This is a genomic window from Sphingomonas echinoides ATCC 14820 (assembly GCF_000241465.1).
Taxonomy (GTDB): Bacteria; Pseudomonadota; Alphaproteobacteria; order Sphingomonadales; family Sphingomonadaceae; genus Sphingomonas; species Sphingomonas echinoides.
Window position 1 is genome coordinate 153,379 of sequence record NZ_JH584235.1, and the last position, 25,266, is coordinate 178,644.

Genomic DNA, 25,266 nt, shown 5'->3' on the forward strand with positions numbered 1-25,266 from the left:
ACCATGGCCGACGGTGATCGCCTGGCCGGACTTCCGGCCATCGAGGAATTCCCGTCGGTCATCGCCGAGCGCGTTCGGTTCAGCGACACCGATCGGCAAGGACACGTCAACAACCTCCAGTTCGGTGCCTTTCTCGAGGCGGGCCGCGCGCACGTCTTGTTCGGGGAAGGGGACTTGTCGACCCCTGGCTGTTTCTTCGTCATCGCCCGCACGAGCATCGAGTTCGTCGGGGAGCTTACCTGGCCCGGCGAGGTGCATGTCGCCAACCGCATCGACCGGATCGGCACGAGTTCGATCCGCTTCGCCCAGGCGCTGTTTCAGAACGCACGATGTGCTGCCACGTCGGAAAGCGTGATGGTGCAAGTCAATGTCGACAGCCGGGAAGCCGCTCCGCTCAGCGATCGCGCCCGCGCATCGTTGAGCGCACTCGCGCGACCTGGCAGCTAACGTCGTGATGCGCGCCGTCGTCGCCCGCGGCCCGGGCCAGTTCGCGATGGAAGATCGCCCGGTGCCTGATCTGGCGCCGGGCCACGTGCTGCTGCGGCCCTTGTTCAACGGCATCTGCTTCACCGACAAGCATGTGTTCGACGGGCACGTGGCGCGAAGCGCCGGCCTGGTCCTGGGGCACGAGTTCAGCGCCGAAGTGGTCGGTTGCGCACCCAACCTCGGCGACTGGCAGGTTGGCGAGCGCGTTTCCGTCGATCCGCGCATTCGCTGCGGTCAGTGCCTTGCCTGTCGCGCCGGCCTCGAGATGCAGTGCCGGGATGGCGGCTTCCTTGGCGTGCACGGCGCCGATGGCGGCCTGGCAGAATTCGTCTCCGTGCCGTCCTATGCGCTCTATCGGCTGCCCGACAGCGTCGCGCCGCTTCACGCCGCCTGTGTCGAGGCGGCCTGTTGTGCGACGCGCGCGGTGCGCTCGGGGGTGGTAGCGATCGGCGACAATGTCGTGCTGCTCGGGCTGGAGGACTACAATCTCTACGTCGCGCAGTGGCTGAAGCGACAGGGCGGAACCGTCGTCGCCGTCGACCCGGATCCCGCGCGACGGGCAGCCGCGCTGCGGTTCGGGGCCTCGATCGCGCTCGATCCGGCGAGCGAAACGCTGGTCCGCGATCTGCGCATCGCCATGCCGGCGGGTGCCGACGTGGTGATGGTGGCGATGGAAGACTATGTGCCGGCGGCGGCCCGCTACGTGGCGATGGCCCATCGGATTGCCCGGACGCAGGGTCAGGTCGTGATGATGCGGGCCTATGGCAGTCAGGGGTTCGCCGCAATCGAGCCCTCGGTCGCCTGGCTCAAGGAGCTCACTATCCGGCATTTCGGCAACTTCTTCGGTAACGAGCCGGCGCGTGGCGGTCGGCCGCGCGGCGACTGGCAAGTCACGCTCGACGCGATGGCGCGCGGCGCGATCGCGGCACCCCCGCCCAACACGGCAATCGTCGAATTCTCGCGACTGGCGGACGATGCTGAAGTGAGCGCGCTGTTCGCCGGCATGCCCGGCAGCGCCAGCAAGATCATCGTCGACATGAACGCCTAGCGGCGGGTGAGTGCGTCGATCTCGGTTTCGCTCAGCCCGGCTTCGGCTAGCACCTCGCGGCTATGTTCGCCGAGCCGGGGCGGCGGGCGCCGAGGACCGGCGCCGTCCGGGTCCGCGGGAATGCGCTGCATCGGAAGGCCCGTCGGGTTGCCGACCGCGACCGGCTCGACGAACAGGCGCAATTCCCGCGCGACTGGCAGGTCGAGCGCTTCGGCGAGATCATTGACACGGCCAGACGATATACCGTTCGCCCCCAGGAGCGTCAGCCACGTTGCAACGTCCTTTTCGGCAACGGCACTGCCGATCGCTTCGTCAAGCGCCTCGCGATTGGCGATGCGCGCCGTCATCGTCGCGAATCGGTCGTCGGCCGCCAGCGCAGGCCGCTCAAGCGCTGCGCACAAGCGCGGGAACTGCGGTTCGCTCGCGGTGGCGATCATCACGAAGCCGTCGCTTGCCCGATAAACGCGATAGGGCGCGGCACTCGGCGCACCCGATCCGAGCTTGGGCGGCTGCTCGCCGGTCGCGAGCAACCCTTGAATCTGATGCGCGACGAGCGCGAAAGCGGATTCCATCAACGAGGACGTGACGCGTGTGCCGCCAGCGCCAGCCGCGCGTCGCGCCAGCGCCGCTTGGATGGCGATCGCACTCCACATGCCGGTCGTGACGTCGAGGATCGACGGCCCGGTGCGGACGGGCTCGGACCTGGGATGACCCGTCAGGCTCATGAGGCCCGACACCGCCTGGACGAGTGCATCGTAGCCCGGCATCGTCGCGCCGAGAGGCCCGTCGCCGAAAGCCGAGACGGTGCAACTGATGATCGCGGGATTGGCGGCCGCGAATGCTTGGTGATCGAGACCGAGCTTCCCGGCGACGCCCGGCGGGAAGCTCTCGATCACGACGTCGGCGGTGGCGGCGAGCGTGAGCACGGCAGCACGTCCGGCATCCGACTTGAGGTCGAGCAAGACGCTGCGCTTGTTGCGGTTCATCGCAAGGAAGACGGTGGCGTCGTCGTTCCATCGTGGCGGCAGCGCGCGGGTGTCGTCGCCATGTGGCGCGCGTTCGATCTTGATGACGTCGGCGCCGAGATCGGCAAGGATCAACGCGGCATAAGGTCCCGCGATATTCGTGCTCAGGTCGAGCACCCGTAGCCCGCGATACGTCGCTGCCGCGATCATGCGTCGCCCATGCGGTCTGGCGTCCACAATTCGGTGAGCGTCTGGTTGACGACGACGCTGGTGATACCGGGCAGGTCGTTCAGCACGTCGGCGATATAGCCCTGCATCGAGGAGAAATGCACGCAAGCGGTGTCGGTCAGGCACAGTGTGACGGTCGCGCGGCCGTCCTCGACCTCGATCGCCTCGATGAGGCCCATCGCGCCGAGCGTCGTGGGACGACCCATCGCAAACGCGCACGGCTCGGGTATCGCGGCGACCCGTTCACGGATGCGATCGACGACACTCATGCAGGCACGTTCGTTGTGCGTAGCGCCGACCATGGTTCCGGAATTCCGGCAGCGCGCTCGCGTGCGAAGGCGTCGTCTGCGGTGGCCGCGATGACGGCGGCTGGATCGAGTCCATGAAGGCGAAGCGCATTGTCGCCGAGGATATTGGCGCGGTCGCGGTCTGTGAGCGGCTCGATGCCGAATTCGTCGAGATGCGCGTCGGCGAACTGATAGCCGTCGAACGCCGCGAGGAGCGGCGCGGGGTGGGCGAGGTTATTGCCGCTGGCGAACAGCAGCCGGTCCGAACCCACCGCCTGGATCAATCTGCCCATCACCTTGTCGAACACCCGCGGCTTGACGAGGATGTAGGAGAAGGTCGTCTCGAGCGTCAGATACAGATTGGGATGGCGGCGCATTAATTCGATGGTCTGGTCGAGGAACGCGGTGCCGCCATGCACCATCTCGAAGGTCATGTCGGAAAAGCGCGCGAGCGGCGAATCCATGTCGTCGATATCGAATGCCGAGCGCGGCGCGGGCTCGAGCCACAATGCCTTGTGAATGGCGACGCGCGTAATCCCCATCTCGCGCGCGGCTTCGAGCAGGGGGGTGGCGAAGTCTTCGCCGTCGAGCCGCCAGCCGGTCGCCTGATTGTCGTAATAGAGCGCCGGGTACAGCTTCAGCCCGTCGACCCCGAAGGTATCGACCTGACGTCGCAACTCGTCGATCGCGCCCTTGCCGATCGGCGTGCCGACCGTGGCGTAGAGGCGAAAGCGATCGGGGTGCCGGTCGCGCAGGGCCGCGGCACGGTCGGGATCGGTGACGTTGCCGGTCGTGAAGCCGAGACAGGGCAGCGAATGGATGACGGCTAGGTCGACCGGGCTTTCGACAAACTCGGCTGCGGCGAGCGCGTCGAAACTGATGTCGCTGAAGATCTCGCCGTCGGTCAGCTCGTAGCGGCGATTGGCGTCGTCGAGCGACAGCTTGTGCGAGGCATGAACCGCGTCGAGCTGCGCCCGTGCGGCCGGGTTCTGGTTTTCCGGCGACAGGTTCCACGGATGGAACACCGCATCGACGATGACCCGGCGCGTCACGACGGTTTCTTGTTGTAGACGGGCGCGCGTTTCTCGAGCGCCGCGCCAACGCCTTCACGCAAGTCGTCGGAATAGCTCAGCGTGGCGACTCCCCAGAAGCTTGCGTTCATCGATCCGACCAGGGTCATGTGCCAGCTCTCGCGCAGTTGCTGCTTGGTCGCTTCGATCGCGAGGCGCGGACGCTCGGCGATCCGCGCCGCCAGTGCCACGGCTTCAGCGACGAGTTCGTCGGCCGGGACGACGCGGTTGAACAGTCCCATCGCGAGCGCTTGCGCCGCATCGTAAAGGTCGCCGGTCAGGGCCATTTCGGCGGCCAGGCCCGAGCCCACCAGCCGCGGCAGGAAATAGGTGCCGCCATTGCCGGGGTTGAGGCCGAGCTTGATATAGGTCTCGCCGACCTTCGCGCGGTCCGAGCCTAGTCGGATGTCGCAAGCGAGAGCCAGGTCGAGCCCGCCGGCGGTCGCGCCGCCATTGACTGCGGCGATCACCGGCAGGCGGCTTGAGACGAGGCGCTGCGTGACGGGCCACAGGACGCGCGCGTTATAGGGTTCCTGCGTCTGGGCCTGGGTATCGGCCAGATAAGTGGCGAACTCGACGAGGTCTGCGCCGGCGCAGAATTGCTTGCCGGCGCCGGTCAGCACGAGCACGCGCACGCTGGTGTCGATTTCGAGCGTGTTGAGCGCATGGATCAAGTCCGCGGCCATCTCTGGAACCACGCCGTTGCCGCGCTCCGGTCGATTGAGCGTGATCATCGCCACACCGTCGGCGGGGCGGTCGAGCAGGATCGTGTCGTAGTCCATGATCAGACCTTGCGAAGAATCGAGGCGACCGCAAGCGCATAGCTGCCGTCGAGCCAGCCGCCGCCGTTGACCGCGAGCGCTTGGCGCGCGCCCGCGACCTGCCGCCCGTTCGCCTGGCCGCGCAGCTGCACCACGAGCTCGACGATCTGGGCGCAGCCCGTCGCGCCCAGCGGATGGCCGCGGCTGAGCAAGCCGCCGCTGGTGTTGACCGGCGTGCGGCCGCCGATGTCGGTGGCGCCTTCGCGGATCAGCACATGCCCTTCGCCTTCGGCGCACAGTCCGACTTCGGCATATTGCATGAGCTCGGCCGGCGCCGCCGCATCGTGCAGTTCCATCAGGTCGAAATCCTCGGGACCGATGCCGGCAGCTTCATAGGCGATGGCGACCGCGTCGCGTACCGGATTGCCGCGGGCGCCAGACGCGATCCGCGTCGTCACGAGCTCGACCGCGTCGGCGCCCCGCGCCTTGGCATAATCTTCCGAGCAGATAAGGAGCGCAGCCGCCCCGTCCGTCGTCGGCGAGCACATCGGCAGGGTCAGCGGCGCGACGATCATCCGCGCGTTGAGCACGTCGTCGAGCGATTGCGGCGCGCGGAGATGCGCGTTCGGATTGTGCGCCGCGTTCTTGCGGTTCTTGACGGCGACCCGCGCAAAGTCCGCCGGGTCGGCACCGTAGGTGTCGAGATAGCGCTGGGCTACTTCGGCGTAGAAATCCATCAGCAGCGAATTGGCGCTCATCTGGCCCGGCTCGGCCTCGCCGATGTCCTCGATGTCGGTGGATCCGCGCAGCGCGTTGAACGGGCGCGACTTGTCGGCATGGTTGAGCTGCTCGGCACCGATCACCATCACCGCCTTGGCGGCACCGCTTGCGATCGCCTCATAGCCGATGCTGAGCGCCGATCCTCCCGACGCGCACGCATTCTCGACGTTGATCAGTGCGGCTCCATTGAGGGCGTGGCGGCGCAACGCGACCTGGCCGCGGATCATCTCCTGCTGCGTGACGATCCCTGCCACCGCGTTGCCGAAATAGACTCGCTCGATATCGGCGGCGTCGGCCTTGGCATCGTCGATCGCGGCGTCGACGGCCTCGATTGCGAGGTTGCGTACGCCCATGCCGAGATGTTTGCCGAAGTGCGTCATGCCGACGCCCGCTACCATCACGCGATTCATGCCTGCGCCTCCACCGGGGCGCCGCCGCCGATCCTGCTGTCGTGTCCCTGCCAATATTTCTCGCGCACTTCGCGGCGCAGGATCTTGCCGTAACCGCTGACCGGCAGCGCCTTGACGAAATCGACCGCCTTGGGCTTCTTGTATCCGGCCAGATGGTCGGCGCAGTGGGCGATGATGTCCTTGGCGCTGACCTGCGCGCCCGGCTCGGTCACGACCACGGCATGCACGGCTTCGCCCCAATAGGGATCGGGAATACCGACCACGCACACGTTCGCGACAGCGGGATGCCGGACGATGATTTCCTCGACCTCGCGGGGATAGACGTTGTTGCCGCCGGAGATGATCATGTCCTTGGCGCGGTCGAGCAGGAAGAGGTAGCCAGCGTCGTCGAACATCCCGATATCGCCGGTATGCAGCCATCCCCCGCGTAGCGCTTCGGCCGATGCCTCCGGATTGTTCCAGTATCCCGGCATCACGACGTCGCCGCGCACGACGACTTCGCCGGCTTCGCCAGGGGGCAGGGGGTTGTCATCCTCATCGACGCAATGCGCCTCGACGTCGGTGCGGATCTGCCCGGCCGACCCGATCCGCGGGTCGTCGGCGTCGAGCAGTTCCTGATGCCGCCGCGCGGTCATGCCGGTGATCGTGATCGGTGCCTCGCCCTGACCGAACAGTTGCACGAACACCGGACCGAACGCCGCGATCGCGCGGCGCAAATGCACGACATGGATCGGTGCGCCGCCATAGGTGATCGCGTTGAGCGAGCTCAGGTCATAGGCGCCGGGCTCGAACTCATCGAGCATCTTGATGATCTGGGTCGGTGCGAGAAAGGCGACATGACCGACCCGATGCCGCTCGATCGTCGCGAACAGCGACTTGGGCTCGAAGCTGGCGGGTTCGAGAATTACCTGCGTCGCGCCGCGCGCGATTGCCGGAAGCGCCACGATGCCGCTCCCGTGCGACATCGGCGCGGCGTGCAGTACGACCTCGCCGGGCTGGATGTTATGGAGGTCGGCGAGGTAGTTCATCACCACGCAGCGCACCATCCGGTGGTTCCAGATCGCACCCTTCGGGCGCCCGGTGGTACCCGACGTGTAGAAGAGCCAGCACGGATCGGTAGCCTCGACGTCGACGGCGCTACTCAGTGCGTAGCGGGCGTCGGTCAGATCGTCATATGGCGACGCGCCATCGGCCGGCTCGAGACAGAAGCGGTGCGCCAGTCCCTCGAACGCATCGATCGCGTCGGCGATGCCTGCTTGGTACTCGGCACCGTGCACCAGCACCTTCGCGCCCGAATTGGCGACGATATAGGCCATTTCGCGCGGGTGGAGCCGGGCGTTGATCGGCACGACGACAAGACCGCCGGCGAAGCAGCCGTATATGACCTCGAGGATCCGGGGCGAATTGGCGAGGCAGAACGCCACGCGATCGCCCGGCTTGCATCCCAGGCGATGGAGGTTGCCGGCAATCGCCAGGGCCCGGGCATGAAAATCGCGATACCCGACGACCTCGTCACCGTGGATCAGCGCCGGCGCGTCGCCGCGCTGGCGTGCCGCCTTGTCGAGGAACGCGAAGCTGTTCACTCGGCGTGCCCGAAATTGGCGTAGGTCTTGTCCCGCGCGGGCTGGAACGTCACGCGCTGGTCGCAAGCATAGCTTGCCCATTCGCCATCTTCATCGGGTGCCATCCGCCCCAGCAGCTGCACGCCTTCGTCGAGTTTGACGATACCCAGCGCGTAGGGGATCTCCTGCTCGAAGCCCTCCGGGCCCCCGGCGCGCAGCACCGTGACGCTCATCAGCGTCCCCGTTCCTGCCGCCTTCTGCCATCCGAGATCGTCGGACTGGCAATGCGGACAGGCGTAGCGCGGATACATGTTGAGCTGTTGGCAGCTGTTGCACTTCTGCAGGAGAAGGTCGCCAGCGGCGAGGCCGTCGCGAAAGCCCTGGATGATCGGAGAATTCGCCATCGTTCAGCCCTCCACCCGCTCGAGAAGCAGGACCTGTGCGTCCATGTAGGTGCCGCCGGTGCCGCCGATGATCGCGCGACGGCAGCCCTCGACCTGCCTGGGTTGCTCGGCGCGGTGCAGGAGCTGCCGCACCCCTTCGACCAGCAGGGCAGTGCCGCCACCGACACCGGTGTGACCGGCGGACAGCAGGCCGCCATTGGTGTTGACCGGCAGCTTGCCGCCGGGATCGCCATTGCCCGCGGCGAACCAGCGCGCGCCTTCGCCCTTGGGACAAAGTCCGAGACCCTCCATCGCGATCGTGGTCACCGCGGCATAGCTGTCATAGACTTGCGCCAGGTCGGCGTCCTCGGGCCCCCAGCCCGACTGGGCGTAGGCGCGTTCGGCGGCGAGCGGCCAGCCCAGCACCGACAGGTTGGTTTCCTGGCCGATGCTGTAATGGCTGACGCAACCGCCCGAGCCGGCGATGCGAACGCTCTCGGTGAGGCCGCGTTTCCTGGCGTTCTCGGCGCTCGTCATCACGAACGCCACGGCGCCGTCGGCGAGCGGCGGGCATTCGAGTGCGTGGAGCGGATCGGAAATCATCTTGGACGCGAGGATTTGCTCGACCGTCAGGTCCTTGTCCTTGAACATGGCATTGGGGTTGAGGCGCGCCCACTTGCGCAGCGTGACGCACACCGACGCCATTTCCTCAGCGGTCGAACCGGTATCGTGCATGTAGCGCTGCGTGATCAGCCCGCCGACGGCGTTGAATTGCAGCCCCGTCACTTGCTCCCACTCCTGCGGGATGCCGTTCTTCGACAAAGCGGTGACCATCTCGGCCAGGTTCGCCGACCCCCAGCGCTCGCAATGCAGGACGAGGACCGTCTTCGCGTGTCCGGCAGTGATCAGGCCAGCGGCGGATCGCACGGCGTTGTCGCTCGTCGACCCCCCCGAATGGATCATGAGGCTCGCCTTGGCATGGCGATTGAGCCCGAGCTCCTCGACCATCCGCGAGAAGACGAGGTCGGCCTGGTCCGCGAACCCGTGGAGGTTGGGGATGAGGAGGATGGTGTCGACATCCTTGGGCGCCATCCCGGCGTCCTTGAGCGCCAGGATGGCGACCTTGGTCAGATCGCCGATGAAGTTGCGGTCCGGATATCGGCCCGAAGGGATCTCGCCCACGCCGACGAAAACCGGATCGTTGGGCTGTCCGGCATCGACATAGCTCGGCCATTGTTCAGCCATTGGCGGTCTCCTTCGGGCGGCGCTTGGCAAGCATGAATTGCTGGAACACCATCACTTCCTCATCGCGTTGGTTGCGCACAGAATAATTGACACCGATCGTGCCGTATTTCGGGTTGTCGCCGGCGGTCAGCTCGATCACTTCGGCGTGGACGCTGAGCGTGTCGCCGGCGATCACCGGCTTGGTCGCGCGCAGCGAACGGATCTCGAGCAGCGCGGTGATCGCGTCGCCGTAGAAACCGCTCAGCCCGACCAGGCCCACCGCCACGGTGAAGGTGAAAGGGCCATGCGCGATGCGCGTGCCGAACCGCGTCTTCTTGGCGGCCTCTTCGTCGATGTGGAGCGGATAATAGTCGCCCGTCAGCTCGGCGAAATTGCCGATCGCACTATTGTCGATCGTCCGGCCGCGCGTGATCACGACATCGCCGAGTTCGAAATCGTCGAAGAATTTTTCCTGCGGGTCGTGGAAAATCCGACTGCTCACAAAAGCTCCCAAACAACTGTTCGTTTTTTCGTGCCGCAAGCGCGTCCGCTCGTCAAGCTTTCGTAGCGCACCGCCGGCGTCAGCGCCGGACGTAAAGTCCCGACAGCAGCGAGTCGGCCATCATGTCGCCGACCTGCGAGGCGGTGGCCGGGCCGTCCGCCGAATACCATTCCGGCGTCCAGTTGAGCGCGCCGAGAATCGTGAGGACGGCGATCCGCTTGTTCAACGTCTTCTCGAACACGCCTTCGGCCACGCCGGCCTCGAAGATCTGGACGAACGCGCGCTCGTAACGGCGGCGGTGCTCGATCGCGGTGGCGAGGTTTTCGTCGCTGAGAAAGCGCCACTGGTGGAACACGACGAGCGACCGTTCGGGATTTTGCGCCACCACTTCGACGTGCGCGCGGATCGCCCGGCGCAGCCGCTCCTCGGCCGCCAGCGGGAGGTTCACGATCGGTTCGACTGCCGAGAGGAAACCGTTAATACCGGCATCGACGATCTCGACCAGCAAAGTTTCCTTGCTGTCGATATGGGCATAGAGGCTGCCAGCCAGCACGCCGACTTCCTTCGCGATGTCGCGCATCGACGTGCCGGTATAGCCTTGCTGTCCGAACAATTTGATCGTCGCGTTCAGAATCGATGACCGAGGATGCAGCGGTTCGCCCGCTACCGCCTTGGCCTTGGCTTGAGGCGCCCGACTCATCGCATTGCTCGTGGCATTCAGAGTCCCATTTCCTTGGCGATGATACCGCGCTGGATCTCGTTCGTCCCGCCGCCGACCATGCCGTGCTTCGCCTCGCGGAAGTAGCGCTCCATGTCGTATTCGGGAAGCTGCGAATATCCGCCGAGCGCTTGCATGCCGTTGAACGCGGTCTGGAACAGCGTGTTCACGCAGAACACCTTCGCCATCGAGACGTCTTTCGACGCTTTCTCGCCTTTGGCGAGCTTGGACGCAGCGGCATAGACCATGAGGCGTGCCGCGGTGAGGTTGATCTCGTCGTCTGCCATGCGATGCTTTAGCACCTGGAACGACGACAGCGTCTTGCCGAAGGCCGAACGGTCCTTGGTATAGCGGATCGTATCGTCGAGCGCGGTGCGGGCGTTGCCGACTTGGCTGGCCGCGATGCTGAGACGCTCGAGGTCGAGGTGCTCGCCGATATATTTCCAGCCCTTGCCGACCTCGCCGAGCAGATTTTCCTTCGGGATGCGCATATCGTCCATGAAGAATTCGGTCGTCCCGAGACTCTTGCGCACGATCGTGTTCATCTTCTTGAGCTCGAGGCCCGGCGTCGTGTTGGGCACCAGGAAGAGGCTGAACCCGCCATAGCGGTCGTCGCTCGTCCGGGCGAGGACGACGATCGTCGTGTTCGGCAAATGCGCGCCGGAGCACCACACCTTGTTACCGTTGAGCACCCACTCGTCGCCATCGAGCTTCGCGGTCGAGCGGGCGCCGGCGGCGTCGGACCCCGATTGCGGTTCGCTGATCGAGATGGAGAACTTCATCTCGCCCCGCAGGAACGGCTTGAGATATTTCTCATGCTGCTCGGGCGTGCCGTGCTTGGCGATGTTGGTCGCGGTGAACATCGAGGTCATCAGGCAGGCAGCGGTATCGAGGCTGAACTTGCCGATCGCCTCGCAAAAGATCGCGAACATGATCGGGTCGGTCTCCATGCCGCCCTGCGATTCGGGAATCAGCAAGCCGAGCCAGCCTTGTTCCGCGGCCTTCTGAAACAGTTCCTCGGGGAATTCCCGGCTCTGGTCGTGCTCGCGCGTATAGTCGCGCCCCACCTCCTTCTCCATGAAGCTGTGCATCATGTCGTGCCACATCTGCTGCTCTTCGGTGAACGCGAAATCCATGGTAGTTCCTTAGCGATTTCAGGTTGCGGACGGTAAGCTGTTTGCAATTTCGATCAATGACGCTAGCATAGAAACAAATGTTTGTTATTGTCTAGTGGAGAGGGTGTCGATGGCGCAAATTCCGGACATCCCGGCGCGGCGAGGCGAATTGGAGCGCCGCTTTCCGGAATGGCCAGGCTGGACGCTGGCGCAGGCGTTCGATGCCGCCGCAGATCAATATCCGGACCGACCGATGTTCCGCAACGAGCAGGGCATGCGCACGTATTCCGAGCTTCAGGCATGGTCGCGCAATATTGCCCTTGGCCTGCTCGCGATCGGCATCGAGCCGGGCGACCATGTCGCCTTGCTCATGGCAAACTATGTCGAGTTCGTCGCGGTCAAGCTGGCGATCGCTCGCGTCGGCGCGGTCACGATCCCCGTCAACTTCAACCTGCGCGGCGAGGAGCTGCGCTACGTCCTCGATCAGTCGGATGCCGTTGCCCTGGTCGTCATAGACGAGTTTCGCGGGCACGATTATCTCGCCGACCTCGATCGCTTCGCGCCCGAGTGGCGCAGCGGCGGCGCGTCGCTCAACCGGTTGCGCGAGATCTTCGTGCTGCCGACGAGCGGCGTCCAACCGCTCGGGGCGCGCACGCTCGACGATCTGGTCGCGCTGGGCCGGGGCGGCGACCTGGCAGAGCTCGACCGGCGAACTGCAGGTGGCGATGCGTCGGCACCGTGCGACATTCTCTACACGTCGGGGACCACGGGACGCTCCAAGGGCGTCATCCTCACGCACGACATGATCCTGCGCGTGGCCTATTCGTCGGTCTATCACCGGGCGTTGTCGGACGGCCGCTCGACCGCGCACGCGCTCCCGATGTATCACGTCTACGGCTATGTCGAATGCCTCGTGGTGGCCTGGTTCGTCGGCGGCAGCGTCGTCACCCAGCTGGTCTTCGAACCTGCCGCTTTTCTCGAGCAAGCCGAGGCTCACCGGGTCACGGACATCATCGCGCTGCCCAACCAGACGATCAAACTGCTCGAAGTGGCGGCGAAGCGGGGGTTCGATTCGTCCGCTTTGGTCCAGCTGTTCAACAGCGGCGGCGTGAACCCGCCGGGCATCTGGGAGGATATCAGGGCCGTGTTCAAGCCGCGCGAGCTCATCACCGCTTACGGGATGAGCGAAACGACGGCCTCGAGCGTATGCTCGCTGCCCGAGGGCGACGATCACTGGCTGCACGTGTCGAATGGCCGCTACAAGCTCGCCCATGTCGCGGGCGACCCCGCGTTCGGCGGGCTGGTCGCCGCCTATCGAGTGCTCGATCCGGAGACCGGCGAAGAGGTGCCGCATGGCGAGATCGGTGAACTCGTCGCCAAGGGGCCGATCGTAACCGCCGGCTATTATCGCAAGCCCGAGGAGACTGCCGACGCCTTCACCGGCGATGGCTGGCTCCACACCGGCGATCTTGGGAAAGTGACCGCCGACGGCTATCTCACGCTGACCGGACGTCTCAAGGAATCGTATCGTTGCGGCGGTGAAATGGTGATGCCGCGCGAGATCGAGGCGCTTGTCGAGACCCTGCCCGACATCGAGCTGGCGCTGGCGGTCGGCGTGCCCGATGTCAAAATGGGCGACGTCGGGTGTCTCTGCATCGTGCCGGTCGCCGGTGCCGATCCCGACCCTGCCGCGCTGGTCGCGCTGTGCGCCAGCAACCTCGCGCGCTTCAAGGTGCCGCGCCACGTCCTGTTCTTCGCGGCCGCCGACATTCCGATGACGTCCACCGGGCGACCCCAGAAAGTGAAGCTCGCGCAGATCGCGCGCGAGCGGCTCCACGACAATCTCGCCGCGCTCGACGCGGCGCCACGTTAAGTGAGGACCGAACGATGAACGAGCGGACGCCGGTGCCCGAGGGCCTCACTGAGCAGATGAAGCATCTCGAGGCAGAAGCGGCGCGCGCCTTCCCGACACCGGCCGAAAAACAATATCCGCTGCCACCCAGTGTGGTCGACGCGAGCGACTATACCGACCCGAACCTGTTCGACCGCGAGATGAAGGCGATCTTTCATCACAGCTGGTTCCCGGTCTGTCCGACCGTCGATCTCAGGAACCCGCGTGACTACGTCGTCTGGGACCGCCTCCAGCAGTCGATCGTCATCGCCCGTCTCGACGATGGGAGCATCGCCGCCTGGCACAACGTCTGCCAGCATCGCGGCGCCCGGCTGCTGAAGGAGTCTGGGAGCTGCAAGGGCGGCCGCTTCGCTTGTCCGTGGCACGGGCTGCAATATGACCTCTCCGGCATCGTCAAAGCCGTGCCGCTCAAGGAATCGTTCGATGCGGCGCGGCTCGAAGGCCTGCGGGCGCCGGCCGTCCGCGCCACCGAATGGGGTAGCTTCATCTGGCTGTGCCTCTCGGACGACGTTCCCGAACTCGAACCGTATCTCGGCGCCGTCGGCGAGGAACTGTCCTTTTACGGGCTCGACCGCTTTGAGACACGGTTTCGTTACGAGATCGAACTCAATGCGAACTGGAAGGTGGTCGTCGATGCCTTCAACGAGACCTGGCACGTGCCCTTCACGCACTCGGTGACGCTGGGCAAGTTCGTGCTGTGGCGCGATGCTCATCTTCGCATTACGCCGCCGCACAGCTGGATGACCTTGCCGCTCAAGGGGTTCACCGACCGCATGGGCGACGCGGATCACCGGCTCAAGAACATCTGCCACTATACGGCGTTCCCGAACACCGTGTTCAGCTGCTTTCCGACGCACCTGCAAACGTGGAACGTCTGGCCGGTCAGCGTGGACAAGACGATCATGACCGCCTGGGGCGTGGTCGGCCCGGCCCCGGAGGGCGTGAGCGAGGATGACTGGCAAGCGCAGAACCAGCGCGACTGGGATCATTTTGTCGCGGTGTCGGCGGAGGACGCCGCTGTCCTCAACGACTGGGGGACGGTGTCGCACTCACTCGGTGCCAAACAATATATGTTCAACACCGCGGAGAGCCGGTTGACGGCTTTCCATCAGGAGGTGGCGCGCCGCGTTGCGGCGGCCACCTCCTGACGGCCCCCTTATTGACCGGTCATGCCGCCATCGATGACATGTTCCATACCCGTGATGAAGGCTGAATCGTCGCTGGCCAGGAACAGCATCAGCCGTGCCACCTCCTCGGCCTGACCCATGCGCTTGAGCATCGTCATCTCGGCAGCGCCACCGCCATTCTCGTCGGTTGCCTCGACCATCATCGGCGTAAGGATGAACCCCGGATGGATCGAGTTGACGCGGATATTGTGCTTTCCGAATTCGGCGGCGACGGCCTTTGTCATGCCGCGCACGGCAAACTTGCTGGCGACATAGGCAAGGTTGGGAAAGCCGAAACAGGCGGTCATGCCGGCGATCGACGAGATGTTCACGATCGCCCCACCGCCGGCCTCGATCATACCGGGGATGACGGCGCGCATGCCGTGCATGACGCCGTGCTGATTGATGTCGATGACGCGCTCATAAGCTTTGATGTCGATCTTGAGCGTGTTCGCAATCGGCCCGAGAATGCCGGCGTTGTTGACCAGGATCGTGACCGGCCCGAATGCCGCCTGCGCCTGATCGAGCACCGCGGCCCAGGACTGCGGATCGGCGACGTCCTGGACGACGAACAGCGCGCTCGGCCCGATGCTCTCGGCCAGCGCCTTGCCCTCCTGTTCCTGAACATCGGTCAGCACGACGCGCGCGCCTTCGGCCGCGAGCATGCGGGCGTGCGCGGCGCCCATTCCCTGCGCCGCGCCCGTCACCAGCGCCACCTTGCCGTCAAGCTTGCCCATCGCATCCTCCCTGTCGCCAGCTTAACTGCTGTCTGGCGATCGTCAACTACAGTGTTGACTAATATCGGGCTTGAGCCATATCGTCGCTCGAAGAACAGAAGACGGTTTGGATGGAGGAGGGCGCCCTGGGCAATGTCACTCGCATCGATGGCCCGCGCAAGCGATGAGCGGCCCGGCCCCGACGTTCGATCGCTACAAGGATCGCTATGAAAACATCGCGCTGACGCGCGACGAGGACGGCGTCCTACTGATGACGCTGGGTACGAACGGCGGCCCGTTCGTCTGGAGTTCGCTCGCGCATGACGAACTCGGCTATTGTTTCACCGATATCGGTGCCGACCGCGAGAACAAGGTCGTCGTGATGACGGGCACCGGCGCGAACTGGTGCGAAACGATCGATGCGGCGAGCTTCAAGCTGAGCACGGCCGGCGACTGGGACTATGTGTTCTACGACGGCCGCCGGCTGCTCAAGAATCTGCTCGATATCGAAGTCCCGGTCATCAGCGCGATCAACGGTCCGGCGCGAATTCATCCGGAAATTCCGGTGATGTCGGATATCGTCATCGCCTCGGACACCACGCTTTTCCAGGACGCGCCCCACTTCATGTCCGGCATCGTTCCGGGCGATGGTGCCCATGTCGTCTGGACCAACCTGCTGGGCCCCAATCGGGGCCGCTATTTCCTGCTGATGGGACAGGAACTCGACGCTGTCGAATCGCAGCGCCTCGGAGTGGTCGGCGAGGTCGTGGCGCTCGATCGCGTCCTGCCGCGCGCGCTGGAGATCGCGCGCGAGTTCGCCGCCAAACCCAGCCTCGCACGCCGGTACGCGCGCGTCGTGCTCACGCAGCGCTACAAGCGGCTGATGGCGGAAGGACTCGATCTCGGGCTGGCGCTCGAGGCGCTCGCGGTCATCGACGGCATGCCGGCCGATGGCCGGATGAAGGATCTTCGCTGAACGCCCGCCGGCTCGATCGCGGCGGCTCGCGCACTATTTCGCGTCGAGATGCGGGACCCAGCTAGGTGTCGTCGGTCGGTAGTTGAACGGATGTTCGCCCGTCACCTCGAGCAACTCGACGACATTGCCGTCGGGATCGCGGCCGTAAATGGCGCGCAGCGGCCGGTCACCCGCACGCTGCGGTACGCCGTTGAAGGTCATGCCCGCCGCGGATAGCCGCTCATATTCCGCGTCGAGGTCGGTGACACCGAAGCAGATATGGGTGATGCCCGCGTCGCAGACCGGCCGGTTGGGATCGCTGGCTCTGGGTTGGGGCGCGCTATATTCGAACAGTTCGAGGCACTGGTTGCCCGCTTTGAGCAGCGCGAACGAGGCCGCCGATCCCTCGAGCCCAACGATGACGTCGAGTTCGGGCGCGTCGGACCATCCATCCTCGACGATCGGCGTCATCCCGAACAGGTCGCAGTAAAAATCCTTCAGTCGGGCGAGGTCGCGCGTGGCGATTGCCGTGTGATGCATTCCCAGGATCATGACGGTGGTTCCTCTTTCAACCCTGCAGGGTGTTACGCGACAGCATCCAGTAGATCGGATCTCGCCGGTCTTCGCGTTTTCCCCATGTGAAACCCTTGAGCGGAACGGGGGCCTCGCTCGACGGCCATGTTTCGACCTTGGTCCAGTCGAGCACCACGGTACGCTCGTCGATTCCCCAGACCCCGTCGCGCTTGGACAGGCGATCGATATAGCGGCCACCCATCACGTCCGCGATCACCGGATCGGTATCGCGCCGCACGAGCGTCGCCATTACCTGCGCTTCGGAGCGCGCGATCCCGCGGTCGTCGATATCGATCAGGATGTTGGTGATCGAGTGCGTTGTCGCGGAATTGGCGAGGCTCAACCGGTTGACGACGAATGCCGCGAAATCGACCCCGCGGCCCTTCCAATAGCCGTGATCGTCGTAACTGTCCTCGTGATAGACCGAGCGGACGAGCTCGACATCGCAACGGTCGACCCCGCGGCAATAGGCGCAGAGCACCTCGTAAATGGCTTGCTTGTCGAGCAATCGCTCGATCTCGGCGTCCCGGCTCATTGATGGTCCTTCATTGAAATTTGCGGGGTGACCGCGACGACGATCTTGCCGCTGACTTCGCGGTTCAACAGCGCGCGCAGCGCCGCCGGGACGCCTTCGAGCGGCACGACGCGGTCGACGTGCGGCGCGACCTTTCCGGCGGCGATCAGCTCAGCGAGCGTGTCGAAATTGGCGCGGTTGCCCGCCTGGTCGCGGTCGATGAACCTTCCCCAATAGGTGCCCACGAGCGAATAGCCCTTGAGCATTGGAAGGTTGGTCGCGAGCCGCGGGATGTCGCCACTGGTGAATCCGACGACCAGCAAACGGCCGCCCCAGTTCATCGCGCGCGACATCGTGTCGAACGCCGCGCCGCCGAGCATGTCGATACACACATCCGCGCCGGCGCCGTCGGTCAGCGACAGGATGTCCTGCTTGAACGTTTCGTCCGTGTAGCAGACAAGTTCGTCGGCACCCTTGCTAGCAGCAAGTACGAGCCGATCCCGCGACCGGCCGACCGCAATGACGCGCGCGCCCAGTGCCTTGCCGAGCTCGACGCTCGCGAGACCGACGGCCCCCGACGCGCCGAGCACGACCAGCGTCTCGCCTGGCCTGACCATGCCGCGCTGCACCAGACCGTGGAACGCCGTGCCGTAGGCGCTGTAGAGCGCGGCGGCGGCGACATCGTCGAGGCCTGCCGGTACCGGCACTGCCTCGGCCGCGCGAACCGTCGCCTGCTCGGCGAACCCACCGAACCCGTAAGCGGTCAGCGCCATCACGCGATCGCCGATCGCGAAACCGTCGACACCCGCGCCGACCTCCTCAACCGTGCCGACCACTTCGAATCCCGGCACAAAGGGGAGGGGTGGCTTGAGCTGATACTGCCCCTGGATGATCAGCGTGTCGGGAAAGTTGATCCCGGCCGCGGAGACGCGCAGACGCAGCTTCCCCGATCCCGGCACGGGGCTCGCCATGTTGGTGACGGCGAGAAGCTCGGGGGGACCGAGTTGGTGGCAGACGAGGGCGCGCACGGTCGGTCTAGCCGGTCACCATTCCAGTCTTACGCCATCGACGCTGGCGACGACGCCCGAGTGATAGGTCGGGCCGGTACCCGGGACGACGCGAAAGGTCGGGATTCGCTTCAGCCATTCCTCGAGCATCACCGTTGTCTCCAACCGCGCGAGGTGCAGCCCGGCACAGCGGTGCGGACCGTTGCCGAACGTCGAATGCGCTGGCCGCTTGCGCTGGAAGTCGACCTCCCACGGGTCGGCGTTGACGCGCGGATCGAGGCCATGAAGCGCGGTGGGAAGCAGGACCATCTCGCCCTGTTTGAGTTCGACGCCATCGCGTTCGACGTCATGTGCGACCATCCTCGCGGCGGCAACCAGCGGAAATCGGCGAAACAGTTCCTCGACACCGCGGCGGATTTCGGTCGGGTTCTCGGTCAGCTCGCGCACCTTGTCCGGATGACGACCGAGATAATCCATCGTCATGTTGAGGAAGTTCGTCACCGTGTCGAGGCCCGCGAGCAACAGGAGCGACACCATCCCGAGCAGCTTCTCGCGCTCCATCGGCGCGCCATTGACCTGGCTGTTGATCGACAGCGTCAGGATATCGGTGCCGTCGCCGCCCATACGCGCGTCGATGATGGGCGAGACATAATCGAAGAAGCTGCGATTGGCGCGGTCCAGCGCGTCGGCCATTTCGGTCGGCGTGTTGCCCTCGGGCCGGGTCATCCCGGCGGCGAACGCCCGCAGCTTGGGTGAATCCTCCATCGGCAGATCGGCCATCATCATGAAGACGCGGATGGGGAACTCGCCGGAAAACTCCTCGACGAAATCGCAATGCCCCTTGTCGGCAAAGGCTTCGATCAAGGCGATGGCGTGCGCACGCACCGCTGGTTCGCGCTCGCGGATCGCGCGCAGATTGAGCCCCTTGTCGACCACCTCGCGGTACGGTCGGTGCTCTGGTGGGTCCATTTTCGACGGCACCATCGCGTATTTCTCGCCGGCCGCCTTGGGGATGAAGATGACGTGGCTCGAGAAATGGTCAGGGTCGCAATAGATGTCCTGGATCAGCTCGCCACGCGTGGCGATCCAGTGTCCGCCGTTGAGCGGCGTCCAGACCATGCTGGGCAGGTCGGCAGTCTGAAGGCTCGTCCACGCCTCGAGATAGCCCTTCTCGATCCCTTGCGGGTTGTACATGTCGAGTTCGACCACCCGGTCGGCGGGCACATGGGCCGGTCGTGGCGTGTGAATCTCTTCGGCGGCGCTCATCGTCGATCCTCTCCCGGCTCCGTTTTGCCAGAATGCTGACGTCAAAACGACGAGTCGTCAACTACTGTGTTGACGATTTGCGGGACGTTTGTCGGCCCGTCCCGATGGCGCCACCGGCGGGCCGGTAAGCCGTCTCTATGCCTGCTGGGCGAGGCCCGCCTTGCGCCGGTCGAGTTCCTGCATGAACGACTTGAGCCGGAGCTGGCCGAAGAAATCGAGCATCAGTGGCAGCGCGATATGGAGCATGCGCGCCGCGTCGTCCTCGCCGATGGGAATGCGGCGGTTGCCGAAGAACGTCTCCGCTTCGCGGCGGGCCACCGTGCGCGCCGCGTCGAGATAGAAGGCAATGTTGTCCGGCGGGAAGCCGGCCTCCTCGACAAAGCCCGCCTCGCGGATCGCGCCCCAGATCTCGACCAGCCTAGCGTCGCCCAGCGTGAGCGCGCCGCCACCCGGCGAGTCGATGACGCGGAGCATGCCCAGCCTCTCGAACGCCAGCGCGTCGCGTCGGGCCTGGGGGAGGCGCTGCTCGAGCGCGGCGATTTCGACGGCGGGCTTTTCATCGACGCCGAACAGGCCCCCGAGCAGGGCGTCGAGGTGCGTGAAGGTCGCGCCCGACCGCGTGCTGCCGAGACCGTCGCCATCGAGCGCGGCCTTGATCTCGCGCAGGGTCATGCGCGACGATTGCTGGAGTTCGCGCACCGCGGCGATGCCGCGGACATGGGCTTCGTCATATTCCGCCTTGTTGCGCGCGGGGCGGACGGGTTCGGGCAACAGGCCCTCGCGCAGCATGATCCGGATGACTTCGCGGTTGACGCCGGTTCGCTCCTCGAGTTCGCGCATCCTCACGGTTCGGCCCTTTTTCATCAACGTCGGTGTTGAAAATCGTTGCGCGCGTCACGCCGTGCGTGTATCGCACACGCATAGATGACAGCCAAGGTTCAAGGCTGCAAGACTTAGGAGAGCGCCGTGGCCACCGTTCCGGAAGAAGTACCTCCCTCGATGTCGCGCGCGCGTGCGCCGCAGCCGGCGAACGTCCCCGACGATCGGGTGTTCGAGATCGACATGTATCAACTCGACGGTATCGAAGAAGGCTATCACGAAGCCTGGAAACGCGTGCAGCAGCCCGGGACGCCCGAACTGATCTGGACGCCGTTCACCGGCGGCCACTGGATCGCCACCAACGGCCAGACCGTGCGCGAAATCTATGGCGATCCTGAGCGGTTCTCGAGCGAGGTCATCTTCCTGCCGAAGGAGGCTGGCGAGCTTTACGACATGGTCCCGACGCGGATGGATCCGCCCGAGCACACGCCATACCGCAAGGCGCTCGACAAGGGGTTGAGCCTTGGCCAGATCCGTCAGGTCGAGGAAAAGGTTCGCGAAGTGGCGGTCGAGCTGATCGACGGCTTTGCCGCCGCCGGGCAGTGCGAATTTTCCAGCGAATACGCCCACATCTTCCCGGTGCGCGTTTTCATGGCGCTGGCCGACCTGCCGATGGATGACGCTGAGGTGCTCGGCCGCTTCGCCAAGATGATGACGCGGCCCGAGGGCAACACGCCCGAGGAAATGGCGGCCAATCTCGATGCGGGAAACAAGGGCCTGATCGACTATGTCGATCCGATCATCCGCGCCCGCCGCGGCGGTTCGGGCGACGACCTCATTACGGTGATGGTCAACGCCGAAATCAACGGTGAGCTAATCTCGCACGACAAGGCGCAAGGGTTGATTGCGCTGCTGCTGCTCGCCGGGCTCGATACCGTGGTCAATTTCCTCGGGTTCATGATGCTGCATCTGGCGCGCAACCCCGAGCTGGTCGCCGAATTGCGCGGCGACAAGATCAAGCTGATGCGCAGCGCCGAGGAGATGTTCCGGCGCTTCCCGGTCGTGTCCGAGGCGCGCATGGTCGCCAAGGATCAGGAGTATAAGGGCGTCAATCTGAAGCATGGCGACATGATCCTGCTGCCGACGGCGCTGCACGGTCTCGACGAAGCCGAGAATCCGGACCCCTGGAAGATCGACCTCCAACGACGCGGCATGTCGCACACGACGTTCGGCGGCGGACCGCACCGCTGTGCCGGCATGCACCTTGCCCGCATGGAGGTCATCTGCACGCTCGAGGAATGGTTCAACCGCATTCCCGAGTTCGGCCTCGCGCCCGGCGCCAAACCGGTGTTCCACTCGGGCATCGTCGCGGCGGTCGACAACATCCCGCTCGTCTGGCCGGTCGGCGGTCGCCCTTCATGACAGCGATCACGGTCACCACGCGCGAGGGCGTCGAACACGAACTGCGCCCGCAGGACGGGATCAGCGTCATGGAGGCGATCCGTGAATCCGGCATCGACGAATTGCTGGCGTTGTGCGGCGGGTGCTGCTCGTGCGCAACGTGTCATGTTTTCGTCGATCGCGATCCGGTCGGGCAACTTCCGCCGATGTCCGCCGACGAGGACGATCTCCTTGAAAGTTCGTCGAGCCGTACCGATCGCTCGCGCTTGTCGTGCCAATTGCCCGTCTCAGCTGCGCTCGACGGACTGCGCATCACGATTGCACCCGAAGACTGAAACGACGAGGGGAGGGCGATGGACGCGAGCGACGCGCAACAGCACTTTGACGTGATCATCGTAGGGGCCGGGCATGGCGGCGCGCAGGCGGCAGCCGCGCTGCGCCAGAGAGGGTTCGCCGGCACGATTGCGATGATCGGGGAAGAGCCCGAACTGCCCTATGAGCGTCCGCCGTTGAGCAAGGAATATCTCGCCCGCGACAAGCCTTTCGAACGCCTGCTCATCCGTCAGCCTGCCTTCTGGACCGAGAAGAACGTGACGATGCGGCTCGGCGAGCGGGTCGAGGCCGTGGACCCTGGCGCGCGCGCGATCGTCCTCGCGGACGGAACGCCGCTTGGCTACGGGCAGCTGGTATGGGCGACCGGCGGGCATGCCCGCCGGATGACCTGCGACGGCGCCGATCTCGTCGGGTTGCACTCGGTGCGGTCGCGTGCCGATGTCGATCGGATCATGGCCGAATTGCCGTCGGTCACGAAAGTCGTGGTCATCGGTGGCGGCTATATCGGACTCGAAGCGGCGGCCGTACTCTCGAAACTGGGGAAGGCGGTCACGGTGCTCGAGGCGCAGGATCGCGTGCTGGCGCGCGTCGCCGGGCCGGCCTTGTCGCAATTCATCGAAGCCGAGCACCGCGCGCACGGCGTCGACGTTCGCCTGGGGGTCGTTGTCGATTGCGTGCTCGGCGAAGCGCATGTCACCGGCGTGCGTCTTGCAGGCGGCGAGGAACTCGCCGCCGATCTGGTGATCGTCGGCATCGGCATCGTCCCGGCCGTGCAGCCACTGCTGGCCGCCGGGGCCGAAGGGGTAAACGGCGTGGCGGTCGACGCCGAATGCCGGACCAGCCTCCAGGATATCTTCGCGATCGGCGATTGCGCGCTGCATGCCAACGCCTATGCCGACGATCTGCCGATAAGACTCGAATCGGTCCAGAACGCGACCGACATGGCGACCACCGTCGCCAAGGTCATTACCGGCGCCGCCGAACCCTACGATGCAGTGCCGTGGTTCTGGTCGAACCAGTACGATATCCGGCTGCAGACTATTGGCATCTCCGCCGGGCATGATGCCGAGGTCGTGCGCGGCGACCCGGCCACGCGGTCCTTCTCGATCGTCTATCTCAAACAGGGCAGGGTCGTCGCGCTCGACTGCCTCAACGCGACCCGCGACTATGTCCAGGGCAAAGCGCTGGTCGTCGCGCGCGCGACGATCGCGCCGGAGCAGCTGGCCGACCATGCCACGCCGCTCAAGGAAATGTTGGCGGCCTAGCGCTCCGCGACCAGTTTGACGCCGCGTTCGGCCAACGGCCGACGGCCCACGACCGTGAGACCGAAACCCTCCAGCGCGGCGAGCTTGCCCTGGCTCGAGGTCAGCAGGATCATTTCGCCGACTCCCAGGTCGAGCAGGATCTGTGCCCCGATCCCGTAATCGCGCAGACCGTGCGTCACCGCATATTCTTTGCGATTGCCCTTCACGCGCTCCGAAATCGAGGCCGGGTTAGGATCGGCGACGAAAACGGCAACGGCGGGACCGTCGAACTCGGCGAGCTCGCGCAACGCCGCCGGGACATAGTCACGATGCGCCGCGCGCCAGCCCAGAATATCGGCGGTGAGATCGAGCTGGTGGACGCGAACCAGCGTCGGGACATTCTTGCGCGGTGACTGACGGACCAACGCGACATGCTCGCCGCCATCGACCGTGTTCCGGTAGACGTAGATGCGAAAGTCGCCGTACCAGCTGTCGAACGGCGCTTCGGCAACACGCTCGACCAGCGATTCAGAGCGACGGCGATAGGCGATGAGGTCGGCAATCGTGCCGACCTTCAAACCGTGCTCGCGCGCGAATTCCAGCAGCTCGGGCAGCCGCGCCATCGACCCGTCGTCGTTCATGACTTCGCAAATCACCCCGGCCGGCGTGAGTCCGGCGAGCCGCGATATATCGACCGCCGCTTCAGTATGGCCTGCGCGGACCAGCACGCCGCCATCGCGCGCCGTCAGGGGAAAGACATGGCCGGGTGACACGATGTCCCGCGGCCCCTTCGACGGATCGATGGCGACGGCGATCGTGTGCGCCCGGTCGTGCGCGGAAATTCCCGTCGTGACGCCTTCGCGCGCCTCGATCGAGACGGTGAATGCGGTACCGTGACCGCTTTGATTGTGCCTCGCCATCGGCGAGAGCTCGAGTTGTTCCGCCCGCTCGCCGGTGATCGACAGACAGATGAGCCCCCGCGCATGCATGGCCATGAAATTGATCTGGCGGGGCGTGGCGAACTGCGCCGGGATGATGACATCGCCTTCGTTTTCGCGATCGGGCGCGTCGACCAGCACGTAAGGTTGCCCGTTGCGGGCATCCTCGATGATGTCCTCTATCGGGGAGATGCCGGCATGCTGCGTCATGAACCTTTTCCTTCAAATCGCGCGACGATGTCGCGCGGCGGCGGCGTGCGAACCACGCCCGATGTGAAATCGCGGACATACCCCACGATTGAGGTAGCGGTCTCGAGCCGGTCGCCCGAGTAACTGTAGCAGGCATTTGCCATGCCGGCCGCCGCGCGCAACGGGATCGCCGGTGGCAGGTCGACGACGCGCGTTCGGCCACGCGCGACGAACACGCCCCGCTGCAGCATCAGCGCCGCCTCGAGCGCATCATCCTCGAATTTGTCGCGCGCCCAGGCCGTGAACCCGCGCATCAGCTGTCGCCCTTCCAGCATGTCGGGTGCGAGTATCTTGTGGTCCTTGATCAGCCATTTGTGTACCAGCTGGCCGTCGCGGCTGATCGTCACCCAGACCGGCTCGTCGAGCTCGTCGGGCACGATGATCTCGAATTCCCGCGCCATCGAGGGGTGCGATGCTCCCGCGAGCGCCCACGCGGCCAGATCGGCGAGATGGGTGCAATTTGCCGTCGTCGGCAGAAGCCGCGCGGTCGGTCGCTCGTCCAGCGGGTGGCCGACAAGTGCCTCTAGCCCTGCGCTCGATCCCCGGCACGTCGTGGCGGGTCCGCGCTCGATCCCGCTTGCCACCGAGGTCACGTGCGAGCCGTCATGCTCGACCAGGACCCACATGGCATGAT

Annotated in this window: 27 protein-coding genes; 8 read left to right on the top strand and 19 right to left on the bottom strand. The window is 65.3% G+C overall.

Annotation, left to right across the window (positions count from 1 at the left end):
* Positions 1-3: 3 nt before the first annotated feature.
* Positions 4-447, top strand: a complete 444-nt coding sequence (locus ON00_RS00490; protein ID WP_010402390.1) for an acyl-CoA thioesterase — start codon at positions 4-6, stop codon at positions 445-447.
* A gap of 7 nt (positions 448-454) precedes the next feature.
* Positions 455-1,534: a zinc-dependent alcohol dehydrogenase gene (locus ON00_RS19735; RefSeq protein ID WP_010402391.1), complete on the top strand. Its 1,080-nt coding sequence runs from the start codon at positions 455-457 to the stop codon at positions 1,532-1,534.
* Here ON00_RS19735 and ON00_RS00500 read toward each other — a convergent pair.
* From ON00_RS00500 to ON00_RS00550, 11 genes are all read right to left on the bottom strand, one after another.
* Complete coding sequence (locus ON00_RS00500; protein ID WP_010402392.1) at positions 1,531-2,709, bottom strand: CaiB/BaiF CoA transferase family protein; 1,179 nt, start codon at positions 2,707-2,709, stop codon at positions 1,531-1,533. The two genes, ON00_RS19735 and ON00_RS00500, sit on opposite strands and share 4 nt — an antisense overlap.
* On the bottom strand, positions 2,706-2,996 hold the full coding sequence (locus tag ON00_RS00505; RefSeq protein WP_010402394.1) for an iron-sulfur cluster assembly protein: 291 nt from the start codon (positions 2,994-2,996) through the stop codon (positions 2,706-2,708). The genes ON00_RS00500 and ON00_RS00505 overlap by 4 nt, the downstream gene beginning before the upstream one ends.
* Positions 2,993-4,066 carry an amidohydrolase family protein gene (locus ON00_RS00510; protein ID WP_010402395.1) on the bottom strand — a complete coding sequence of 358 codons (1,074 nt, stop codon included), beginning with the start codon at positions 4,064-4,066 and terminating at the stop codon, positions 2,993-2,995. Before ON00_RS00510 ends, ON00_RS00505 begins: the two co-directional genes overlap by 4 nt.
* On the bottom strand, positions 4,063-4,866 hold the full coding sequence (locus ON00_RS00515) for an enoyl-CoA hydratase/isomerase family protein (protein WP_010402396.1): 804 nt from the start codon (positions 4,864-4,866) through the stop codon (positions 4,063-4,065). The genes ON00_RS00510 and ON00_RS00515 overlap by 4 nt, the downstream gene beginning before the upstream one ends.
* Positions 4,867-4,868: 2 nt before the next feature.
* On the bottom strand, positions 4,869-6,035 hold the full coding sequence (locus ON00_RS00520; RefSeq protein ID WP_010402399.1) for a thiolase family protein: 1,167 nt from the start codon (positions 6,033-6,035) through the stop codon (positions 4,869-4,871).
* Positions 6,032-7,618 (bottom strand): acyl-CoA synthetase, encoded by a 1,587-nt coding sequence (locus tag ON00_RS00525; protein ID WP_010402401.1) that lies wholly within the window; start codon positions 7,616-7,618, stop codon positions 6,032-6,034. The genes ON00_RS00520 and ON00_RS00525 overlap by 4 nt, the downstream gene beginning before the upstream one ends.
* Positions 7,615-8,001, bottom strand: coding sequence for a Zn-ribbon domain-containing OB-fold protein (locus tag ON00_RS00530; protein ID WP_010402404.1), 387 nt, complete (start codon positions 7,999-8,001; stop codon positions 7,615-7,617). The genes ON00_RS00525 and ON00_RS00530 overlap by 4 nt, the downstream gene beginning before the upstream one ends.
* Before the next feature lie 3 nt (positions 8,002-8,004).
* On the bottom strand, positions 8,005-9,225 hold the full coding sequence (locus tag ON00_RS00535) for a thiolase family protein (RefSeq protein WP_010402407.1): 1,221 nt from the start codon (positions 9,223-9,225) through the stop codon (positions 8,005-8,007).
* Positions 9,218-9,706 carry a MaoC/PaaZ C-terminal domain-containing protein gene (locus ON00_RS00540; protein WP_010402409.1) on the bottom strand — a complete coding sequence of 163 codons (489 nt, stop codon included), beginning with the start codon at positions 9,704-9,706 and terminating at the stop codon, positions 9,218-9,220. The genes ON00_RS00535 and ON00_RS00540 overlap by 8 nt, the downstream gene beginning before the upstream one ends.
* Before the next feature lie 79 nt (positions 9,707-9,785).
* A complete protein-coding gene (locus ON00_RS00545; RefSeq protein ID WP_010402410.1) occupies positions 9,786-10,406 on the bottom strand; it encodes a TetR/AcrR family transcriptional regulator in 621 nt (206 codons plus the stop codon).
* 17 nt (positions 10,407-10,423) lie between these two features.
* On the bottom strand, positions 10,424-11,560 hold the full coding sequence (locus ON00_RS00550; protein WP_010402411.1) for an acyl-CoA dehydrogenase family protein: 1,137 nt from the start codon (positions 11,558-11,560) through the stop codon (positions 10,424-10,426).
* A gap of 109 nt (positions 11,561-11,669) precedes the next feature.
* Here ON00_RS00550 and ON00_RS00555 point away from each other — a divergent pair, with 109 nt between their 5' ends.
* Positions 11,670-13,412 carry a class I adenylate-forming enzyme family protein gene (locus ON00_RS00555; protein WP_010402412.1) on the top strand — a complete coding sequence of 581 codons (1,743 nt, stop codon included), beginning with the start codon at positions 11,670-11,672 and terminating at the stop codon, positions 13,410-13,412.
* A gap of 14 nt (positions 13,413-13,426) precedes the next feature.
* The gene (locus ON00_RS00560) at positions 13,427-14,599 is read left to right on the top strand and encodes an aromatic ring-hydroxylating oxygenase subunit alpha (protein ID WP_010402413.1); all 1,173 of its coding nucleotides are present in this window, start codon (positions 13,427-13,429) and stop codon (positions 14,597-14,599) included.
* 8 nt (positions 14,600-14,607) lie between these two features.
* On the opposite strand, the gene ON00_RS00565 is transcribed toward ON00_RS00560, so the two are convergent.
* Positions 14,608-15,354: an SDR family NAD(P)-dependent oxidoreductase gene (locus ON00_RS00565; RefSeq protein WP_010402414.1), complete on the bottom strand. Its 747-nt coding sequence runs from the start codon at positions 15,352-15,354 to the stop codon at positions 14,608-14,610.
* Positions 15,355-15,424: 70 nt separating this feature from the next.
* Here ON00_RS00565 and ON00_RS00570 point away from each other — a divergent pair, with 70 nt between their 5' ends.
* Positions 15,425-16,309: an enoyl-CoA hydratase/isomerase family protein gene (locus tag ON00_RS00570; protein ID WP_245535509.1), complete on the top strand. Its 885-nt coding sequence runs from the start codon at positions 15,425-15,427 to the stop codon at positions 16,307-16,309.
* Between the two features lie 33 nt (positions 16,310-16,342).
* On the opposite strand, the gene ON00_RS00575 is transcribed toward ON00_RS00570, so the two are convergent.
* The 5 genes from ON00_RS00575 to ON00_RS00595 all read right to left on the bottom strand — a co-directional run bounded on the left by ON00_RS00575 (position 16,343) and on the right by ON00_RS00595 (position 20,488).
* A complete protein-coding gene (locus ON00_RS00575; RefSeq protein WP_010402420.1) occupies positions 16,343-16,840 on the bottom strand; it encodes a VOC family protein in 498 nt (165 codons plus the stop codon).
* A 16-nt stretch (positions 16,841-16,856) separates the two neighbouring features.
* A complete protein-coding gene (locus ON00_RS00580; RefSeq protein WP_010402423.1) occupies positions 16,857-17,396 on the bottom strand; it encodes a nuclear transport factor 2 family protein in 540 nt (179 codons plus the stop codon).
* Positions 17,393-18,403: an NADPH:quinone oxidoreductase family protein gene (locus tag ON00_RS00585; protein WP_029622308.1), complete on the bottom strand. Its 1,011-nt coding sequence runs from the start codon at positions 18,401-18,403 to the stop codon at positions 17,393-17,395. The genes ON00_RS00580 and ON00_RS00585 overlap by 4 nt, the downstream gene beginning before the upstream one ends.
* 15 nt (positions 18,404-18,418) lie before the next feature.
* On the bottom strand, positions 18,419-19,648 hold the full coding sequence (locus ON00_RS00590) for a cytochrome P450 (RefSeq protein ID WP_010402425.1): 1,230 nt from the start codon (positions 19,646-19,648) through the stop codon (positions 18,419-18,421).
* A 135-nt stretch (positions 19,649-19,783) separates the two neighbouring features.
* Positions 19,784-20,488, bottom strand: a complete 705-nt coding sequence (locus tag ON00_RS00595) for a MerR family transcriptional regulator (protein ID WP_010402426.1) — start codon at positions 20,486-20,488, stop codon at positions 19,784-19,786.
* Between the two features lie 159 nt (positions 20,489-20,647).
* On the opposite strand from ON00_RS00595, the gene ON00_RS00600 reads away from it, so the two are divergent.
* Genes ON00_RS00600 through ON00_RS00610 form a run of 3 tightly spaced genes read left to right on the top strand, consistent with a single transcriptional unit; the run spans position 20,648 to position 23,466 of the window.
* Positions 20,648-21,889 carry a cytochrome P450 gene (locus ON00_RS00600; protein ID WP_010402427.1) on the top strand — a complete coding sequence of 414 codons (1,242 nt, stop codon included), beginning with the start codon at positions 20,648-20,650 and terminating at the stop codon, positions 21,887-21,889.
* Positions 21,886-22,203, top strand: a complete 318-nt coding sequence (locus tag ON00_RS00605) for a 2Fe-2S iron-sulfur cluster-binding family protein (protein ID WP_010402428.1) — start codon at positions 21,886-21,888, stop codon at positions 22,201-22,203. Before ON00_RS00600 ends, ON00_RS00605 begins: the two co-directional genes overlap by 4 nt.
* An 18-nt stretch (positions 22,204-22,221) precedes the next feature.
* Entirely contained in the window at positions 22,222-23,466 is a 1,245-nt protein-coding gene (locus tag ON00_RS00610; RefSeq protein WP_010402429.1) for an NAD(P)/FAD-dependent oxidoreductase, read from the top strand.
* Here the strand turns inward: ON00_RS00610 and ribB are convergent.
* Positions 23,463-24,593: a 3,4-dihydroxy-2-butanone-4-phosphate synthase gene (gene ribB / locus ON00_RS00615; protein ID WP_010402430.1), complete on the bottom strand. Its 1,131-nt coding sequence runs from the start codon at positions 24,591-24,593 to the stop codon at positions 23,463-23,465. The genes ON00_RS00610 and ribB overlap by 4 nt on opposite strands.
* Positions 24,590-25,258, bottom strand: coding sequence for a DUF2889 domain-containing protein (locus ON00_RS00620; protein ID WP_211207093.1), 669 nt, complete (start codon positions 25,256-25,258; stop codon positions 24,590-24,592). Before ON00_RS00620 ends, ribB begins: the two co-directional genes overlap by 4 nt.
* Between the last annotated feature and the right edge of the window lie 8 nt (positions 25,259-25,266).

Coding starts and splice junctions, on each gene's coding strand:
- ON00_RS00490 (WP_010402390.1), top strand. CDS start 4: ATGGCCGACGGTGATCGCCTGGCCGGACTTCCGGCCATCGAGGAATTC.
- ON00_RS19735 (WP_010402391.1), top strand. CDS start 455: ATGCGCGCCGTCGTCGCCCGCGGCCCGGGCCAGTTCGCGATGGAAGAT.
- ON00_RS00500 (WP_010402392.1), bottom strand. CDS start 2,709: ATGATCGCGGCAGCGACGTATCGCGGGCTACGGGTGCTCGACCTGAGC.
- ON00_RS00505 (WP_010402394.1), bottom strand. CDS start 2,996: ATGAGTGTCGTCGATCGCATCCGTGAACGGGTCGCCGCGATACCCGAG.
- ON00_RS00515 (WP_010402396.1), bottom strand. CDS start 4,866: ATGGACTACGACACGATCCTGCTCGACCGCCCCGCCGACGGTGTGGCG.
- ON00_RS00520 (WP_010402399.1), bottom strand. CDS start 6,035: ATGAATCGCGTGATGGTAGCGGGCGTCGGCATGACGCACTTCGGCAAA.
- ON00_RS00530 (WP_010402404.1), bottom strand. CDS start 8,001: ATGGCGAATTCTCCGATCATCCAGGGCTTTCGCGACGGCCTCGCCGCT.
- ON00_RS00535 (WP_010402407.1), bottom strand. CDS start 9,225: ATGGCTGAACAATGGCCGAGCTATGTCGATGCCGGACAGCCCAACGAT.
- ON00_RS00545 (WP_010402410.1), bottom strand. CDS start 10,406: ATGAGTCGGGCGCCTCAAGCCAAGGCCAAGGCGGTAGCGGGCGAACCG.
- ON00_RS00550 (WP_010402411.1), bottom strand. CDS start 11,560: ATGGATTTCGCGTTCACCGAAGAGCAGCAGATGTGGCACGACATGATG.
- ON00_RS00555 (WP_010402412.1), top strand. CDS start 11,670: ATGGCGCAAATTCCGGACATCCCGGCGCGGCGAGGCGAATTGGAGCGC.
- ON00_RS00560 (WP_010402413.1), top strand. CDS start 13,427: ATGAACGAGCGGACGCCGGTGCCCGAGGGCCTCACTGAGCAGATGAAG.
- ON00_RS00565 (WP_010402414.1), bottom strand. CDS start 15,354: ATGGGCAAGCTTGACGGCAAGGTGGCGCTGGTGACGGGCGCGGCGCAG.
- ON00_RS00575 (WP_010402420.1), bottom strand. CDS start 16,840: ATGATCCTGGGAATGCATCACACGGCAATCGCCACGCGCGACCTCGCC.
- ON00_RS00580 (WP_010402423.1), bottom strand. CDS start 17,396: ATGAGCCGGGACGCCGAGATCGAGCGATTGCTCGACAAGCAAGCCATT.
- ON00_RS00590 (WP_010402425.1), bottom strand. CDS start 19,648: ATGAGCGCCGCCGAAGAGATTCACACGCCACGACCGGCCCATGTGCCC.
- ON00_RS00595 (WP_010402426.1), bottom strand. CDS start 20,488: ATGCGCGAACTCGAGGAGCGAACCGGCGTCAACCGCGAAGTCATCCGG.
- ON00_RS00600 (WP_010402427.1), top strand. CDS start 20,648: ATGTCGCGCGCGCGTGCGCCGCAGCCGGCGAACGTCCCCGACGATCGG.
- ON00_RS00605 (WP_010402428.1), top strand. CDS start 21,886: ATGACAGCGATCACGGTCACCACGCGCGAGGGCGTCGAACACGAACTG.
- ON00_RS00610 (WP_010402429.1), top strand. CDS start 22,222: ATGGACGCGAGCGACGCGCAACAGCACTTTGACGTGATCATCGTAGGG.
- ribB (WP_010402430.1), bottom strand. CDS start 24,593: ATGACGCAGCATGCCGGCATCTCCCCGATAGAGGACATCATCGAGGAT.
- ON00_RS00620 (WP_211207093.1), bottom strand. CDS start 25,258: ATGTGGGTCCTGGTCGAGCATGACGGCTCGCACGTGACCTCGGTGGCA.